The sequence below is a fragment of the Pseudomonas sp. NPDC079367 genome (genome assembly GCF_044542195.1).
Taxonomy (GTDB): domain Bacteria; phylum Pseudomonadota; class Gammaproteobacteria; order Pseudomonadales; family Pseudomonadaceae; genus Aquipseudomonas.
The window spans coordinates 651,083-667,719 of sequence record NZ_JBITTW010000001.1; the positions used below are offsets into that span (position 1 = coordinate 651,083).

Annotated in this window: 15 protein-coding genes; 4 read left to right on the forward strand and 11 right to left on the reverse strand. The window is 60.8% G+C overall.

Features of this window, described 5'->3' with window-relative positions; translation table 11 throughout:
* Positions 1-84 precede the first annotated feature (84 nt).
* The 9 genes from dmpG to ACIGDJ_RS02725 form a co-directional block, all read right to left on the reverse strand.
* Positions 85-1,104, reverse strand: coding sequence for a 4-hydroxy-2-oxovalerate aldolase (gene dmpG / locus ACIGDJ_RS02685; protein ID WP_397478265.1), 1,020 nt, complete (start codon positions 1,102-1,104; stop codon positions 85-87).
* Positions 1,101-2,054, reverse strand: coding sequence for an acetaldehyde dehydrogenase (acetylating) (locus tag ACIGDJ_RS02690; protein WP_397478266.1), 954 nt, complete (start codon positions 2,052-2,054; stop codon positions 1,101-1,103). The genes dmpG and ACIGDJ_RS02690 overlap by 4 nt, the downstream gene beginning before the upstream one ends.
* Positions 2,055-2,117: 63 nt before the next feature.
* The gene (locus ACIGDJ_RS02695) at positions 2,118-2,549 is read right to left on the reverse strand and encodes a RidA family protein (protein WP_397478267.1); all 432 of its coding nucleotides are present in this window, start codon (positions 2,547-2,549) and stop codon (positions 2,118-2,120) included.
* A gap of 4 nt (positions 2,550-2,553) precedes the next feature.
* On the reverse strand, positions 2,554-3,324 hold the full coding sequence (locus ACIGDJ_RS02700; protein ID WP_397478268.1) for a 2-keto-4-pentenoate hydratase: 771 nt from the start codon (positions 3,322-3,324) through the stop codon (positions 2,554-2,556).
* 10 nt (positions 3,325-3,334) lie between these two features.
* A complete protein-coding gene (locus tag ACIGDJ_RS02705) occupies positions 3,335-4,117 on the reverse strand; it encodes a 2-keto-4-pentenoate hydratase (RefSeq protein WP_101162421.1) in 783 nt (260 codons plus the stop codon).
* On the reverse strand, positions 4,114-5,586 hold the full coding sequence (locus tag ACIGDJ_RS02710) for a 2-hydroxymuconic semialdehyde dehydrogenase (RefSeq protein ID WP_397478269.1): 1,473 nt from the start codon (positions 5,584-5,586) through the stop codon (positions 4,114-4,116). The genes ACIGDJ_RS02705 and ACIGDJ_RS02710 overlap by 4 nt, the downstream gene beginning before the upstream one ends.
* A gap of 198 nt (positions 5,587-5,784) precedes the next feature.
* On the reverse strand, positions 5,785-6,600 hold the full coding sequence (locus ACIGDJ_RS02715) for a tRNA U-34 5-methylaminomethyl-2-thiouridine biosynthesis protein (protein WP_312998681.1): 816 nt from the start codon (positions 6,598-6,600) through the stop codon (positions 5,785-5,787).
* 39 nt (positions 6,601-6,639) lie between these two features.
* On the reverse strand, positions 6,640-7,557 hold the full coding sequence (locus ACIGDJ_RS02720) for a tRNA U-34 5-methylaminomethyl-2-thiouridine biosynthesis protein (RefSeq protein ID WP_397478270.1): 918 nt from the start codon (positions 7,555-7,557) through the stop codon (positions 6,640-6,642).
* A gap of 29 nt (positions 7,558-7,586) precedes the next feature.
* Positions 7,587-8,015, reverse strand: coding sequence for a RidA family protein (locus ACIGDJ_RS02725; RefSeq protein ID WP_101162429.1), 429 nt, complete (start codon positions 8,013-8,015; stop codon positions 7,587-7,589).
* Between the two features lie 250 nt (positions 8,016-8,265).
* Between ACIGDJ_RS02725 and ACIGDJ_RS02730 the strand changes: the two genes are divergently transcribed.
* Positions 8,266-8,757: a MarR family winged helix-turn-helix transcriptional regulator gene (locus tag ACIGDJ_RS02730; RefSeq protein WP_101162431.1), complete on the forward strand. Its 492-nt coding sequence runs from the start codon at positions 8,266-8,268 to the stop codon at positions 8,755-8,757.
* 308 nt (positions 8,758-9,065) lie between these two features.
* Here the strand turns inward: ACIGDJ_RS02730 and ACIGDJ_RS02735 are convergent, their stop codons facing one another.
* Entirely contained in the window at positions 9,066-10,487 is a 1,422-nt protein-coding gene (locus tag ACIGDJ_RS02735) for a DUF1254 domain-containing protein (RefSeq protein ID WP_397478271.1), read from the reverse strand.
* Between the two features lie 203 nt (positions 10,488-10,690).
* Between ACIGDJ_RS02735 and ACIGDJ_RS02740 the strand changes: the two genes are divergently transcribed.
* From ACIGDJ_RS02740 to ACIGDJ_RS02750, 3 genes are all read left to right on the forward strand, one after another.
* Positions 10,691-12,139, forward strand: a complete 1,449-nt coding sequence (locus ACIGDJ_RS02740; RefSeq protein ID WP_397478272.1) for a DUF1254 domain-containing protein — start codon at positions 10,691-10,693, stop codon at positions 12,137-12,139.
* Positions 12,140-12,294: 155 nt separating this feature from the next.
* Positions 12,295-13,278, forward strand: coding sequence for an AraC family transcriptional regulator (locus ACIGDJ_RS02745; RefSeq protein WP_397478273.1), 984 nt, complete (start codon positions 12,295-12,297; stop codon positions 13,276-13,278).
* Positions 13,279-13,372: 94 nt separating this feature from the next.
* Positions 13,373-14,500 (forward strand): mechanosensitive ion channel family protein, encoded by a 1,128-nt coding sequence (locus ACIGDJ_RS02750; protein ID WP_101162438.1) that lies wholly within the window; start codon positions 13,373-13,375, stop codon positions 14,498-14,500.
* Positions 14,501-14,536: 36 nt separating this feature from the next.
* On the opposite strand, the gene ACIGDJ_RS02755 is transcribed toward ACIGDJ_RS02750, so the two are convergent.
* Positions 14,537-16,456, reverse strand: a complete 1,920-nt coding sequence (locus tag ACIGDJ_RS02755; protein ID WP_397478274.1) for a tyrosine-protein phosphatase — start codon at positions 16,454-16,456, stop codon at positions 14,537-14,539.
* Between the last annotated feature and the right edge of the window lie 181 nt (positions 16,457-16,637).

A 16,637-nucleotide genomic window follows, 5' to 3' on the forward strand; every position in this document is an offset into this window, starting at 1 on the left:
CGCATACCTTTCAAAAGCGCAGCCGCCCCTCGGTCAGGCCCGCATCACCTGCGGGCCTTGTCGGAACAACGTGCGAATAGCGCTTCAGGTCTTTTTGAGCATGTCCAGGGCGACGTCGACGATCATGTCTTCCTGGCCGCCGATCATCCGGCGCTTGCCCAACTCGACGAGGATGTCGAAAGCCGACAAGCCGTATTTGCTGGCGGCCGCTTCGGCGTGGCGCAGGAAGCTTGAATAAACCCCGGCATAACCCAGCGCGAGCGTTTCGCGGTCGACCCGCACCACTCGCTCCTGCAACGGGCGGACGATGTCTTCGGCGGCATCGATCAGCTTTTTCACATCACAGCCGTGGTTCAGCTCCATACGCTGGGCCGCGGCGATGAACACTTCCAGCGGTGCGTTACCGGCTCCGGCGCCCATACCGGTGAGGCTGGCATCGATGCGATCACAGCCGTTTTCGAGGGCAATCAAGCTGTTGGCCACGCCGAGGCTGAGGTTGTGATGGGCATGCATGCCGGTCTCGGTAGCCGGGTCGAGCACGTCCTTGAGGGCTTTGAAGCGCTCGGCAATGTCCCACATGTTCATCGCCCCGCCCGAGTCCACCACGTAGATGCACTGCGCGCCGTAGCTTTCCATCAGCTTGCCTTGCGCGGCGAGCCCGGCGGGGGTTTGCATGTGGCTCATCATCAGGAAACCGACGGTGTCCATACCCAACGAACGGGCGTATTCGATGTGCTGGCGGGACACGTCGGCTTCGGTACAGTGAGTGGCCACGCGTACGATACGCGCGCCAGCGTTGTAGGCAGCCTTGAGGTCGTGCACGGTGCCGATCCCCGGCAGCAACAGCGTGGCAATGCGGGCGCGCTTGACCACCGCCGCCGCCGACTCGATCCACTCAAGATCGGTGTGTGCGCCAAAGCCGTAGTTGAAACTCGAACCCTGCAAGCCATCGCCGTGCGCAACTTCAATGCTGTCGACACCGGCGTCGTCCAGCGCCTGCGCGATCCGTGCCACCTGTTCGAGGCTGTAGCGGTGACGCACGGCATGCATACCGTCGCGCAGGGTGACGTCGCAAACGTGGATTTTTCTATTCTTGTCGATCATTTTCCCACCCCTTCAGCGGCGAGTTGCGCTTGGGCAATACGTTCGGCGACGGTCAACGCCGCGCTGGTCATGATGTCGAGGTTGCCAGCGAACGCCGGCAGGTAATGCCCGGCACCTTCCACTTCGAGGAACACCGCGACCTTGATGCCGGTGCTCCAGCCCAGACCGGGAATGTTCTGCCGGTTGTCATCGCCAAAATGCTCGAACTGCACGTGTTGTTTGAGCCGATAACCCGGCACATAACCACGCACTTCAGCGACGCGTGCTTCTACGGCGCCGGCGATTGCCTGGGTGTCGGCATCCGGCGGCACGAAGCAGTAGATGGTGTCGCGCATGATCAGCGGCGGCTCGGCCGGGTTGAGGACGATGATCGCCTTGCCACGGGCGGCTCCCCCCACTTCGACGATGGCGCGAGAGGTGGTCTCGGTGAACTCATCGATATTGGCGCGGGTGCCCGGGCCGGCGGACTTGCTGGAAATCGCCGCGACGATTTCGGCGTAATGCACCGGCGCCACGCTCGCCACTGCATGCACGATCGGGATGGTCGCCTGGCCACCGCAGGTGACCATGTTCAGGTTCGGCGCCTCGGCATGCTCGGCGAAGTTCACCACCGGAATCACGAAAGGCCCAAGCGCGGCCGGGGTCAGGTCGATGACGCGTACACCGTGGTCGCGCAGTCTGGCGTCATGCACCTTGTGCGCACCTGCCGAAGTGGCGTCAAAGGCGATGCGGATTTTCTTGAAATCGGGCAACGCGAGCAGGCCCTCGATGCCCTCTGCGGTGGTGGGCACGCCGAGACGTTCGGCACGGGCCAGACCGTCGGAGGTCGGGTCGATGCCGACCATGGCAGCCACTTCGAGCATGTCGGAATTGCGCAGGATCTTGATCATCAGATCGGTGCCGATGTTGCCCGAGCCAATGATTGCCACGGGAATGCGAGCAAATGACATCTGTTCTTCTCCTGTCGAGTGCAGGCCGCAGCCGAGGCGGCGGCCCGTACTCGGTGAGTGGGTTCAGCGCAATGGCTTGTAAGCCACGGCCTTGATTTCGATGACCAGGTGCGGGTGGGGCAACTGGTGCACGGCTACCGTGGTGCGCGTCGGGCCGTCGGCGTCGAAGAACTGCGCGTAGACCTGGTTGTACTGAGCAAAATCATTCATGTTGACCAGATAGCTGCAGACCTCAACCACGTCTTCGAGGTCGGCATCGACACTGCGCAGAATGTCGCGAATGTTGTTCAGGACCTCGCGGGTCTGCACTTCAATGCACGGGCGCACGCGCCCTGTCGCATCCAGCTCGGCACCGGCGATGCTGTTGTCGGGGCGTCGCGAGCTGGTGCCGGAAACGAACAGAAAGTCACCGGCGCGTTTGACGTGTGGAAAGGCGCCCAACGGGGTGGCTTTGCCCTCGACCACGCGGGCACGGGTTTGCGCTTTGTCACTCATGGCTTTACTCCTCGCGCAGCGTTTGGAACGCCACGCTGCCCAGATGCTGGAATTCACAACGCACCGCGACGCCCAGACGCAACGCCACGGCTGCCGTCGCTGCACCGGCCAGCACCAGGCTGCCGGGCTCCAGCGCTTCGCCGTGCTGTGCAGCCAGGCGCGCCGCCGCCACCAGCGCACGCACCGGGGCCCCGAGAATCGCCGCCGTGCTGCCCATCTCCACCGCTCGGCCGTCGAAGCTCATCACCAGTCCCAGGTTGTCGAGATCGGTGTCGGGCCGCTGCCAGCCACCGACGACGAAACCGGACGACGACGCGTTGTCGGCGACCACGTCAGGCAGCGAAAACTTGAAGTCGCGGTAGCGCGAGTCAATCACCTCAAGCGCCGGCGCGACGGCTTCGACTGCGGCCAATGCCTGCAACGGCGTCACCTGCCCTTGCAGGCGCTTGCCGAGCAGAAAGCACACCTCCGGCTCGACACGCGGGTGCACATACCGCGACAAATCGATGCTGCCGCCCTCCTCGATCCACATGTCCGAAGTCAAGCGCCCCCAGATCAGATCGGAAACACCCATCTGGGCCATTTTCGCGCGGCTGGTGAAGCCCATTTTCATGCCCACCTGACGCGCGCCACGGGCAAGTCGTTGTTCGATCAACTGGCGCTGCACCTGATAGGCCTCGTCCAGCGTAACGGTGTCTTCACCGCTGAGTTGCAGGGTCGCCTGAGCGAGCCGGGCCGCCTCATCGAGGCGCTGGGCAATACGTTGGATTTTCATGCGGATCACCTCAATTGGCGGGTTCGAAACAGGCCCGGACGCTGCCCAGACCCTGAATGCGTGCCTCGAAAACATCACCGGGCGCGACACTGACCATCGGCCCCAGGGCACCGCTGAGCACCACGTCGCCGGCCCGCAGTGGCGTCCCCATTTCGACCAGGGTGCGTGCCAGCCACAACGCGGCATTCAAGGGGTGACCCAGGCATGCCGCACCGACGCCGAAAGATACCGGCTCACCCTGGCGCTCCATGACCATGCCGGCCAGACGCAAGTCCAGATCGGCAAGTTTCACTGGCCGCTGGCCGAGCACGTAGAGACCCGCCGAGGCGTTGTCGGCGATGGTGTCGAGAATGCTGATGTTCCAGTTGGCGATGCGGCTACCGACCACTTCAATCGCCGGCAGCGCATAGGCGGTGGCCGCGAGCAAATCGCTCAGCACGATGTTGTCGCGGTCCAGATCGCGCTCCAGCACCAGCGCCACTTCCGCCTCGCACTTGGCCTGCATCAGGCGTGGCCAGGCGATCGCCTCGCCGTCGGTGACCTCCATGCTGTCGTACAAGGTGCCGAAGTCCGGTTGATCCACGCCCAGTTGCTGCTGCACTGCGCGCGACGTGAGGCCGATCTTGCGCCCGGTGATACGCCGCCCGGCGTGCACCTGGCGCTGGGTGTTGAGCTGCTGCACCCGGTAGGCGTCGGCAATCGAGGCCAACTGGTCACGCACCGGCGGCACTGGTTCGCCGCTTGTGGCCGCCTGGTCGAGCAGATCGGCGACCCGTTGAAGTTGTTCGCTCATTGCTCGCTCTCCTGGTCAATGCGTACGCAGACGTTGGTCAGTTCCGAATAAAAGTTCAGCGAGTGCATGCCGCCTTCACGGCCGATGCCGGACAATCCAGCGCCACCGAACGGCGTACGCAGATCGCGCAGAAACCAGGTATTGACCCAACTGATGCCCACGCGCATGGCCTCGCTGACGCGGTGCGCGCGGCTCAGGTTGGTGGTCCAGATGGTGGCTGCGAGGCCGTAGCGGGTGTCGTTGGCGCGGGCGATGACTTCACGCTCGCTGTCGAACGGCGACACGTGGCAGATCGGCCCGAAGATCTCTTCGCGCACCGAACGGGCGTCGTCGGACAGCCCGGCAATGACGGTCGGCTCGACCCATGCGCCGTTATCGCGTGCGTCACCAAAATGCGGCACGCCACCACCGGCGATGAAGGTCGCACCCTCCTGGCGCGCCAGTTCGAAGTAGCTCAGCACCTTGTCGCGATGCTTGGCCGAAATCAGTGGCCCCATCTGGGTGGCGGGGTCGTGCGGCCAGTCGATTTTCATCGCCTTGATGCGCTCGGCAATTGCCGTGCAGAAACGCTCGAAAATCGGTCGTTCGACATAAACCCGCTCAGAGCACAGGCACACCTGACCGCTGTTGAGAAACAGCGCGCGCATCATGCCGTCGATCATTTTGTCGAAGTCGCAGTCGGCGAAAATGATCGCCGCGTTCTTGCCGCCCAGCTCGAACGACACCGGCTTAACCCCTTCGGCGGCAGCACGCATGATGGTGGTGCCTGTGCGTGATTCGCCGGTGAAGGTGATGGCGCTGATGTCCGGGTGCCGGGAGATGAATTCGCCGGCCGAGTCCGGACCGAAACCGTGCACCAGGTTGAACACGCCATCCGGCACACCGGCGGCTTGCATCACTTCGGCGAGCAGCGTCGCGGTGCCGGGGGTGTCTTCGGAGGGTTTGACCACCACCGCGTTGCCACACGCCAGGGCCGGCGCGACCTTCCAGGTCAGCAACAGCAACGGCAGGTTCCACGGGGAAATCACCCCGACCACGCCGAGTGGCTTGCGGGCGGCATAGTTGAGCGCGTAGGCACCGTCTGGCAGGTCCAGGCGATGGCTGTCCAGCGGCGCGGTGGCGAGAATGTCAGCGAAAGTACGGAAATTGGCGATGCCGCGTGGCACGTCGATCACCGAGGCCATCGCCAGCGGTTTGCCGGTGTCGGCCATTTCGGCGGCGAGAAAATCGGCCTGGCGGCGCTCCATTTCGTCAGCGATCCGGCGCAGAACATCGACACGTTCTGCGGCGCTGGTGCGGCCCCAGGCGCCAGCGACGGCGCGGTGGCCAGCCTTGACCGCCTCGTCCACCAGCTCGCGGCCAGCCTCGTGGACCACGGCGACGACGGAGCCGTCGACCGGGCTGATGTCCTCGAAGGTGCGCGGGCTCTCTACCCAGCGACCATTGACAAAATTTCGATAGTTTTTCATGACTGACCTCAATGACACGGCTGACGGCGAACCTGTGGCCGGCTCGCGAATTCGCAGAGGCCCGGCCCGACAAATCGCGGGCGCAGGCATGCACGGCTTGCGTTGCACCGGCAACGCAAACGGTCTACGGAAAAAGATTGATGCGGCGCGCTTCAGCAGCGGTTTCGAGCGAGATCGCGCACCTGCTCGTTCAGCCCCTCAGGGGTTGAACTCCACGACAGCGGCGCCGCTGCCATACAACGCGCCGTAGTGATGCACTGTGGCGCCCCGGAAACGCCCGCCGAGTGCGCCGAGCAACCAGTGAAAATGCTTGAAACCCATGTCTACCCGCGCTTCGGCGGCGTAGGCCGGCAACACTTCGCGCAGCGCATCGACATTGCCCGCCTCGATCAGCGCCAGAATCTTGCGATTCCAGGCGTCTTCTTCTGCGTGGACGATGCGGTCGTCCTGCGCTTCGATGGGTTTGGTAAACAGGCTCCCGGACAAGCCACCGACGCCCACCACCGCCACGCGTTTGCCTTGTTCGGCAGCGCAGGCCACGGCAATCGCCGCCAGCTTCTCGGTCGCTTCGGCGTTGTCGTAGAGGTTGTTCGACGCCACCACCAGCGGCAACGCTTCGCTGCCGACACCCAGCGCGGTGCTGGCGACGATGGTTCCGGTGTCGATCGGAAAGCCTTGATAATCGGCGCCACGGGCATTCACGCCGTGGCCACGACAGGCCTCGATACAGGCGTTGGCCAGGCTCACATCGCTGTACAAGTCGTAGGGCAGCTCACCGAATTCGTGCCAGTTTTCGTCGACATGAATATCGTCGCTGCGCCGCCGGGTCAGCCAGATCTCATCGAGCACGGCGAACCATTGCGTTGAATAGACGAGCACCACGTCGGGCCGAGAGGCACGCAAGGCGGCGCCGGCCTGTTGCATGGCCTGCTGAAAGCGCTGCCAATTGGGCACATCAGGGCAAAGTTGCGGCAGTGGGCTACCGTGGACCAGAAAAGCCGATACAAGCGTCATGGTTGTTCACCTTGAAAAGAGGTCTGCGAGTCGCGAGGTTCAGGCGGCTTCTGCTGCGGCGCGGGCGAGGCCGGCCTTGAGCAGATTCCATTCCATCACCGCGTTGCCGGTGCCGATCACCGTGCCGTAGCCGTGCAGTTCCGCCGCCAGTTGCGGGTACTGCATGGCCGCGTGCATCCAGGTGAACGCACCGGACTTCACTTCGGCGAACGCCTCGTCGATGAACTGCGGCAGCAGGCGAAAGACTTCATGCATTTCCCCGCGCCGCATCAGCTCGATCATGCGCATGTCCCACTGATAGCCCAGTTGGCTCTGCGGATGCTCCTGGGTCATGTCTTCCGGCGGCTCCGGCTCTTGATGAAAGTGCCAGTGCGACAGGGTATTGGATGCCAGCAGCACCGCGCGCTTGCCCGATTTGGCGATCGCTTCGCGGGTGGCCTTGCCCAACAGATCCATCTCCACCAGGCCTTCTTCCATGCTCAGGTAATAAGGCGTGTTGTTGGCCGAGATCGACACCACCGGAATGTCCCACTGCGGGCGGATCATATGCAGTGCGGTGATGGTGCCGTAGTCGACGCGAAAACGCGGGTTGCGCATCATCTTGGTCTGCAGCCCTGCCCTGCGGCCTTCTTCACAGCAGGCCTCGGCCAGTTCGACGTCGAATTTTATCGAGTAGTCGAAGCGAAACAGGTTGGGAAAGATCGGGTCGACCGAGCGCCCGGCCAGGTGCTGGACGCCGATGAAGTGATGCCCCACGGAGGTGATCCAGTGCGGCGAGTGCACCAGCAATACATCCGGCTTCAACGCCTCGACACTGGCGCGCGCGCGCTCATAGGCCCAGCGCAATTGTTCCCAACCGCCCTGGGAGCGCGGTTCGTTCTGGGGTGGGTTTTCTGCATACAGAATGTGCGGAGGATGAGGGGCCAGAAACCCGCTGATAATTTCACCGTTTGCCATGTCGCTTCTCCTGTTCTTTTTGTGTTGCATCAGGGCAGTGAAGAATCAATCGCGAACTGAAATTCCATTTCAACCAACGCCCCCAGCGGCAGCGCCGCCACCCCTAGCGAAGTCCGCGCAGGTGGAGTACGCCCTTCGAAGAAGGCTTGCCAATGCTGATTGAGCACGCCGAACTGGCTGAAGTCAGCGCAATAGATCCGCACCAACATCAATTGCTCCAGTCCGATCGTCAGCTCCTTGCACATTTCGCTGAGGTTGATCAGGATCTGCTGCACCTCTGCGGCCAGACCGCCGTCTACCAATCCGCCGTGAGCCGGATCGAGACCGACCATTCCCGAGACGTAAACGAAGCCGCCCGCCCGTACCACAGGGCTATAGGCAAAATGCGGCGCAGGCAAGGCGCGGCTGACCAGAGGAGTCCATGTAACAGCCGTTGCCGGGGTCGTTGACCAGATCATCTTGTTATTCTCATTAAGTACGTATACGTCCTTTATGAGGCCGATGCTATGACTGACTATCCAGGCTGTCAACGATTTTTTGAGCCGACCCCCGGAAAAAAATAGTACGTGCACAGTGGTTATTGGCAGGCTTGTATCGCCGTACCGGAACACCAATACTTAACTGGCTGATTTGCCTGACAAATAGTACGTGCACGTACTTATGATTGATCCCCAAGGATCGCCACCGCAAGGAATGACCGGACGTCCAATGCCATCCTCACGCACGCCAGAACCCGCGAAACTTTCTTCCCAAAGCCAGACACTCGTCGACCAGTTTCACCTGGAAGACATCGTTTCCCACCTGCTGCGGCGGGCGCACTTCGTCGCGGAAGAACTGTTCAACGCAGAGTTTTCCGGCGAATCGATCACCCCGCGACAGAAAGCAGCACTGATCGTGGTATCGCAACACCCCGGCCTGACCCAGAACGCACTGGCCGGTCACCTGTTCATGGATCGCAACACCGTCGCCGAAATGGTCAAACGCCTGTGCGCCAATGGCATGCTGATCCGCACCAGCGCCAAAACCGACCAACGCGCCTACCAGCTGTACCTCGGCACCGAGGGTGCCGAATTACTGGATCGCGTGCTGCCGCGTGATGCGGAAGTGGAAAGGAAACTGCTGGAACGCTTGCCGGAGGAATATCGGCCGCTGTTTTTGAAGTGCCTCAAGATGATGGTTGCGCCGGTGAACGAGTCATAACCTGGACTGCGGCGCTCGGTTTTTCTCTGATTTGCCGATTCGAAAAAAAAACCTTTGAATGGGTGCCACGTGACGTCTTAACGTAATTCCTGATTCCAGAGAGGATGATCACTTGCCTGGACAGAAGTCTGGTCTTCTGGGTTGATCGCACAAGCTTCAATGAAACCTGGGTATCGAGGTCGATGATGCTTTGGAAACGGCAGAGCAGACCGAGGTTTAACCAACACTGCGACGGTCTGAGCCAGACCGTCGCTATCCGGCCGATAGCTGACATCGAGAAACTCTCAACGCAGGGTCGGATAGCGGGTTCACTCAAACAATTCGAAATCCGGCAATTCAAAGCTCCTGTCGTTCAGTGCCTCCGTGCCGCCGTAAAAGCGCATGGCCGGTAACGGCCGCTTGCCCGCTGTGGGAATCCAGTTGCTTTCCAGCCCGGCGGGCGCTTTGGGACCGATGTAGATCGTGACGCTGCCGTCGGCGTTTTTCTTCATTGCTTCCAGGTCGTACGAGGACAGGGTTGTACGATTGGTCTCGCTGTAAATGAACGACATGGTGTCGCGGTTATAAACAGTCAACGCCCAGAATTGCTTGACCGGCATTTTTGCCGGGACGTCGATTTTGTAGGTCTTGCCAGCTTCAAGTGGCTTGCCGTTTTTATCGGCCATGGCCATCAGGTATTGCGTTGCCGGCGAGTCGCTTAACTCCTTCGGCATATAGGTGCACCAGAAGTACTCCGTCGCGCGTCCGATCAGATCAATATTGTCTTCGTACTCGAACGAGAAGCGCTTGTTTTCATCGGTCATCAGCAGAGACGCGTAGTGCCGATCTGGCCAGTAGAATTTGTCTTTTGGCAGGTTATCGAACCAGTGCTGAAGGTAAAACCAGGCATCAATGGCCGCCTGGCGCATGGCTTTTTTGGTCACCTCGTCCGGGGCAAACGGCTTGCCTTTCTCGATCCCCAGCGAACGCAACATCCCGAGCATCACCTTGTCCTGCGGGCGTGCAGGCTCGACACTCATGACCGCATGCATGTCCGCGAAATGGCGCTCGTCATAGAAAGGCAGGGTCGGGTAAACCTTGTCGATCGGGTCGATAAAGCGTTGCGGCGGCGGATTGCTCGCCTCGGCCAGGTAATACATGCGCAGCTTCTTTGCATACTGATAGGCATCAGCGGCACTTTTGCCGGGCGCGCGCACAGAGCGAAATGCGAGGGCGATGCGGTAATTGGGTGATGGAACGTGAATGTAGCCAGCGGGTATTTCACCGTTAAACCCCGGAGGCGTGAACAGCAATTTTCCACCCTTGCCCTTGTCCAGACCCGAGGGGCCAACGTCGGCGATGGTCAACTGCCAGGCATCAACGACTTGGCCATAGACGCTGCCGTCTTCGCCGGCGGCAGGGAGTTCCAGAACCACCGGGTCTTTTTGCAGGTCGGTGAATGCGGTGATGTAAGGCGTGCTGCTGTTGGCGGTGATGGCTTCCAGCTTCGGTGTCGCTGGCGCCGAATAGGCAATGATGTCGTTGTCCTTGACCCCAAGATTGTCAAAAGCCGCGCGTCTGAAACTGTAGATGGCGATCGCCGGCATATTCCACAGCACGGCTTCAAAAGCGCGCTGATATTTGATCTGGTAGTCGAAGTCCACAATGGAACTGTGCGAACCGGGAGGCGGTTGTCCACCCTGCGTTTCGATGCTCGTCTGGGCGAGGGCCGGATGCGGGTTGGCCAGCATCGCTAAGTCCAGCAGGCTGACGTTAAGCACTCCGTTGTTGGGCATCGGTTAATCCCCGCTATTGATCCCTGAATTCCAACAAGCGATCAACACTATAGCCAACCGCTGAACCACTGGGGCTGGCATGCCTGTTTGACGCCAAGCAACTCTGTGCCTAGGGTGCTTGCAGACATTCAGCCGTCAGGTCAGTGCTCGAGTCGGGTTTGCCCGGCGCACTTCCTCGTGAAAGGACGCTCGTTATGAATTCATCTCGCCAGTGGTTTCTCTGTGTCTTGCCCCTGTGTGCTGCGCTCGGCAGTGCAATGAATGCACAAGCCAGTACGCCGGACTTGCTCCTGACCACACCTGCCACTCCCGATGCCGTGGAAAAAGGCATGCATGCTGATGGGTACAGCCTGGCGATTTCTGCCTATAACTGGGGCTATCCGCTTGTGCGCATGGAAAGAGTGGTTCGTGAATACATAACCGTCCCCTCGCCAAAACCCGACACCAGCTATCGAGCAGGCCTGAACCAGATCGGCTGGGCCACTTCGCTGGCGTCACCGTCCGCCAAGGACATGCCCACCGCCAACAATGACACCTACTACATGAGTGCGGTGCTGGATCTGACCGAGCCCTACGTTTTGACCGTGCCCGATACACATGACCGCTATTACGTGGTCGATGTGTTCAACATGTGGCAAGAGCTTGAACACTATGTCGGACGGCGCACGACCGGCACCAAGGCCGGCAAATATGTGCTGGTGCCACCTGGCTGGAAGGGCGAGCTGCCAAAAGATGCGACGCGTCTCGACGTTTCAACCAAGAAAATCTGGCTGTGGGGGCGTATCCACGTCAAGCAGGGCGAAGATGTCGCGCCGATCCTGGCGCTGCAAAAACAATTCAGTGTCGTGCCGCTGAGTGGGAAGTCGCACACGGATGAATCCTTGCCAGCCTTACCGAAGACTGGCGACGACCCGCTGGGCTTCTTTACCGAACTGGCCTTGGCGCTAAAGAACAATCCGGTCAAACCTGCCGATGCTGCATTGTTTGCCCAGTTCGCCCGCATTGGGCTAACGGACAGCGGCTTTTCACCCGACAAGCTCAATCCGGCCACTCGCAAAGGCCTTGAGGAAGGTTTGAAAGACGCGCCCTACGTGGCGATTGCGTCGTTGGCCAGCACGTCGCAAGTGCGCAACGGCTGGAATTGGGTGACGGGTCTCGACAGCTTTGGCTTCAACTATCCGCTGCGCGCCATGGTGGCCGGGCCTTATCTGGGCGGTCAGGGTGAGCATGAAGCGATGTATCCGCTGCGCTTTACCGACAGCAAAAACCAACCACTCACTGGCGCCAGTCAATACGAAATCAAACTGGCTTCGGCGCCGCCGGTGAATGCGTTCTGGTCGCTGACCCTGTATGACGCGAGCAACAAGATGCTGGTCGACAACGAAATCGGTCGCTACAAGGTCGGCTCCGACACGCCGGGGTTAAAAGTCGCGGCGGATGGTTCTATCACCATTCCCATTTCCCACAAAAAACCCCAGGGAGAGCATGCTGCTAACTGGTTACCCGCACCCGAAGGCGGTTTCTACGTGATGTTACGTCTGTATCAACCATCGCAGGATGCTCTTTCGGGCAAGTGGCAGCTACCGCAGCTGAACAAGATCAATTGAAGGACCGGATGTGAGGAGCTGTTGATTGGCCAGTAACGGAATGGATGTCCGCTACTGGCCGAAAGCAGACGATTGCCAAGCCTTGTCACCAGACAGTCACGCCCACCCCCTAATCTTCCCGTCTCCACCGTCGCCCCAAGAGCCCGCATTCCAAAATGCCGCCGATCGCCACAACATCCGCAACCCGTCAGAAAATCGTCCTGCGCTCCGACAACCTCACCTCCTGCGACTTCGGCGCCCTCTTCTCCAGGCTTTTCGGCAACCGTTACGCTGACACCCCGCCGCCGCCCTCCCATATCATCATCGGCGGTGTCTATGGGCGGCACGATGGGGTGAGTTTCCGGCGCATGCATTATCACGGCGACTTCAGCGTCACGCTCCCCGACCCGCAGAATGAAATCACCTTCGTCATTCCCACCGCCGGCAAGATCGTTTTCAACCACGCCACTCAATCCATTGGCATGTCGCACGTCGGTCTGGCGATCGACAAGGCGGACATCCGTTCGATGCGGTTTGTTGACGATCACGCGCATCACGGCATTTCGATCAATCGCCAGCAGCTCACCGAACGTTTGGCGGCGCTGCTGGAGCAACCGATCGTGCAGAAGATCGTGTTTGAGCCGAGCGTGGATCTGGATACGCCGGCGTTTCATGGCCTCAAGGCGTTGATCGACCTGGCCACGGGCACTGAGTTCGATGCGCTGATCAACAGCGGCACGTTGATGCCGTCGCGCTTGCGCGAGATGCTGATCGATGCGGTGCTGGAGGCGTGGCCGCACAATTTCACCGAGGCGTTGCGCCGGCCGGCGCCGTGTGTGGCACCGCGGCATGTGAAGGTGGCGATGGAGTTTATTCAGGCACATCCGCAACAATTGGTCAGTGGTGTGGATCTGGCCCGGTTGAGTCATGTCAGTCAGCGCGCGTTGCAGGAAGGTTTTCGGCGTTTTGTCGGGATGTCGATCGTGGCCTATCAGCGTCAGGTGCGTTTGCAGCGCGCTTATGAAGCGTTAAAGCGTGGTCATGCGGGCTCGGTGACGGAGGTGGCGTTGCGTTTTGGCTTCAGCAATGTCGGGCGCTTTTGTCAGTATTTTCAAAGTGCTTACGGTGTGAGCCCAGCGCAGTTGAAAGCCAGGCGTTGACCATTCGATCCGGTGAAATCTGCATTTGATGGAACAGCAGGAATCTCAGGGCGACTAACCCCAGACAGGCCACGTGGCGAAAAAGGGGGTTTCAATGACCGAGGATTTCATCGGATTTTTCACAGCGCACACGATTTTAGGAATTTCACTGGCGAACTGGGTGCTGGCGTTTCTCGCCGCGACGCTCAGTTATCTGCTGACCACCACCGCGATCCGTTTTGTTTTCCGCAAGGTGCAGGCGCGGGCCAGCGCTGGCAACGGGCATCTGACGTATATGGCCAGCGAAGTGCTGGCGGCGACCAGCACCACGTTGCTGCTGTTGGCGTCGATTCTGGTCGGCATCGGGTTGCTGGATTTGCCGCAGCGCTGGCTCGGACGGGTCAGCAGTTTGTGGTTCGTGGTTGCGGCGCTACAGGTCGGCCTATGGACCAACCGCGCGCTGGCGCTGGGGCTGCACCGCTATTTTTCGCGGCATAACGCGACCGGTACTTTTCAGGCGAGCGCTTTGGCGACCCTGAGCCTGTGGGGCGTCAAAGTGTTGCTGTGGGCAGTGATTCTGTTGGCGATGCTGTCGAACCTGGGCGTCAACATCACGGCGTTTGTCGCCAGCCTTGGTGTCGGCGGTATCGCTGTGGCACTGGCGGTGCAGAACATTCTTGGCGACGTGTTCGCCTCGCTGTCGATTGCCGTCGACAAGCCGTTTGAGGTGGGTGATTTCATCGTGGTCGGCACGCTGGCCGGTACGGTCGAACACGTCGGCCTGAAGACCACGCGCATCCGCAGTCTGGGCGGTGAGCAGATTGTCATGGCCAACGCCGACATGATCGGCAGCACCATTCAGAACTACAAGCGCTTGCAGGAACGACGGGTGGTGTTCGAATTTCGTCTGACTTACGAGTGCTCGACCGAACAGATTCGCCAGATCACTCAACGTGTAGAAAGCATCATCAAGAACGAAAAACAGGCGCGCTTCGACCGCTGCCATTTCCGCAGTTTTGGTGAAAGCGCGCTGGAATTCGAGACGGTGTACATCGTTCTGGACGCCAGTTACAACGTCTACATGGATGTGCAGCAACGCATCAATCTGGCAATCATGGAGGCGGTAAGCGAACTGGACGCGACATTCGCCTTCCCGGCGCGCACGGTGCACGTTGCCTCGCTGCCCGAACCCACCGCGCAGCCGGCACGCACACAGCAACCGTCGCGTGCGCAGCATGCCTGAGCTGAGGAGCCCGGTAATCTGCCGGGCTCGTGTCGTTCAAAACGCGTAACTGGCCTTGAGACCGCCATTAAATCCATGGCTGTCACCGCCACCGTTGGCCCCGACCTCGGCGCCCACACTCAGGGCACCGAGGCTGGCCATCAGATTAACGCCGCCGCTGAACTGATCGCGATTATCGAACGCCGCGCGCTGCTCGATATCCAGCCCCAGCAGGTGGCTTTCACTGTCGACTTGCTGATCGCCCAGCGCACGCTCGTAACCTACGCGCAGCCCCGGCACCAGCTGCCACGCACCGATTGTCATCGGTGTGAACGCGACATCGAGATTGGCCACCGCGCTGCGACGAGTCTGCTTGATGCCGTTGACGTCGAGGGCCAGTTCACTGCCCTTCTCCTGGAAGCCCTGCAAGTCGAGATGACTGATGCGAAAGCCCAGGCTCGGTTCAAGTGTCATGCCACTGAGCGGCGCGCGATAACCCAACGCCAGTGTCGCGCCAGTGAGGTTGCCGTGAGTATCGCCTCTGGCTGTGCCGAGGCCGCCGCCTAGCTCGCGTTTGCTGTCGTAGTCGACATAACCGGCGCTGGCGTTGGCGTCGACAAACACGCCGCGCTCCAGGCTGGTAAAACCATAACGCGCGCCGAGGTTGATGAAGGTGAAGTCTGTATCGGCCTCGCCCCCCGCCCCGCCCACGCTGCCCTTGCTGTAACCGAAACCGCCGCGCGCGCTGAGTTGTTGGCTGAAGCGCTGGGTGATGCCGAGCATCAAGCCCTGGCTGTGTTCGTTGCTGCTGTCGGCGTGGGCCGAGCCGTCGGTGCCCAGGTAGCTGGCGAGTGCTGTGCTCCAGAGACGGTGTTGGCCGACCTTCAAATCGCTGCCGCTGGCGAATGCTGCGGCGGCCTGTTCGATCATCGCGCTCTGGCGCAGCAGGTAGCTGGCCGCATCGGCGTGAACCTGACCGCCGACCTGGGATTCGACGCCGCCCAAGGTGCCGGCATCGATCGCCGATTGCAGGTAATAGTTGTAAGCGCTGTAGGTGCCGGACAGCTCGCTGCTCTGCAACTGGCGCAGCAACTCGGCACCCGCAGCGGCATTGCCGATCAGCCCGGCCTGCCCCGGCAAGTTGTTGTATTCGACCAGTTTGCCGCGCAGCACATAGATAGTTTCCTGCGACAGACCGAGGCCCTGCTTGAGGTAGTTGTCCATGCTGCCGTACTCGGCGGCGACCTGGTCGAGGCCGGCCTGCAAGTAACTGGCCTGCACGCCGAGCAGCGGCTCGTAAACGGCGGCCATGCTCGGCGGCAAGGCTTTCAACGTCGCAGCGACACGGGCGGCGGTGTAGTCGTTGGTCGCCAGATAATTGGCCATGATCGTCGCGTCATCGACCCCCGCAATGCTCTGCAACACGGCGGCGGTCCAGCCGGTGCGGTCCTTGCCGGCGGTGCAGTGGAACAACTGCGCGGCGTCGACACTCGCCAGTTCATTGAACAACTGGCCGAACTGCCCGCGCATGCCGGCATCGCTGACGAAAGCACGGTTGGTTTGCTCCATCATCGCCACGGCTTCGGCGGCGCTATGGAAAGAAATGTCGGTGATGTTCGCACCTGAGGTGGTGCTACCGATGATGTCGATGTTGCGATAAGCCGCTCCCGTGATCATCGTGTCAGGCGTAGCGGCGATTTCGCTGGGAGTGCGCAAGTCGTAAATGGCTTTGATGCCGAGGCCATTGAGCGTGGCCAGATCCGCCGCCGAAGGAGTCAGCGCATTGGAGCGGTAGAACACGCCGCTGCGCATCGTGCCGTCGTGGGTTGTGGAGTACGCGATAGTGGTGCCGGCAAGGTCGCGAAAATTGTCGATGCCGGACAATCGCGGCGTATCGAGGGTTACTGGCTCGCCCGCGTGCGCAGCGGCAATGGACAGGCTCAGAACGGACAGCGAACACAGAAGACGTTGGAACACAGTGCAGCCTCATGAAATCAGCGTTGGGCTGGTCACTATGCGCAGGCGAGCGGGAGGAAATATGACAGTTTCGGATGGCAATAAAATGGCCGCGCGAATGGGCCGTGAGGTGCGTGATCTGTCCATAATCTTCGACGTTAGAGATCCTGTGAGCGCGGGGTTGCTCCCGGCAGGGTTGAGC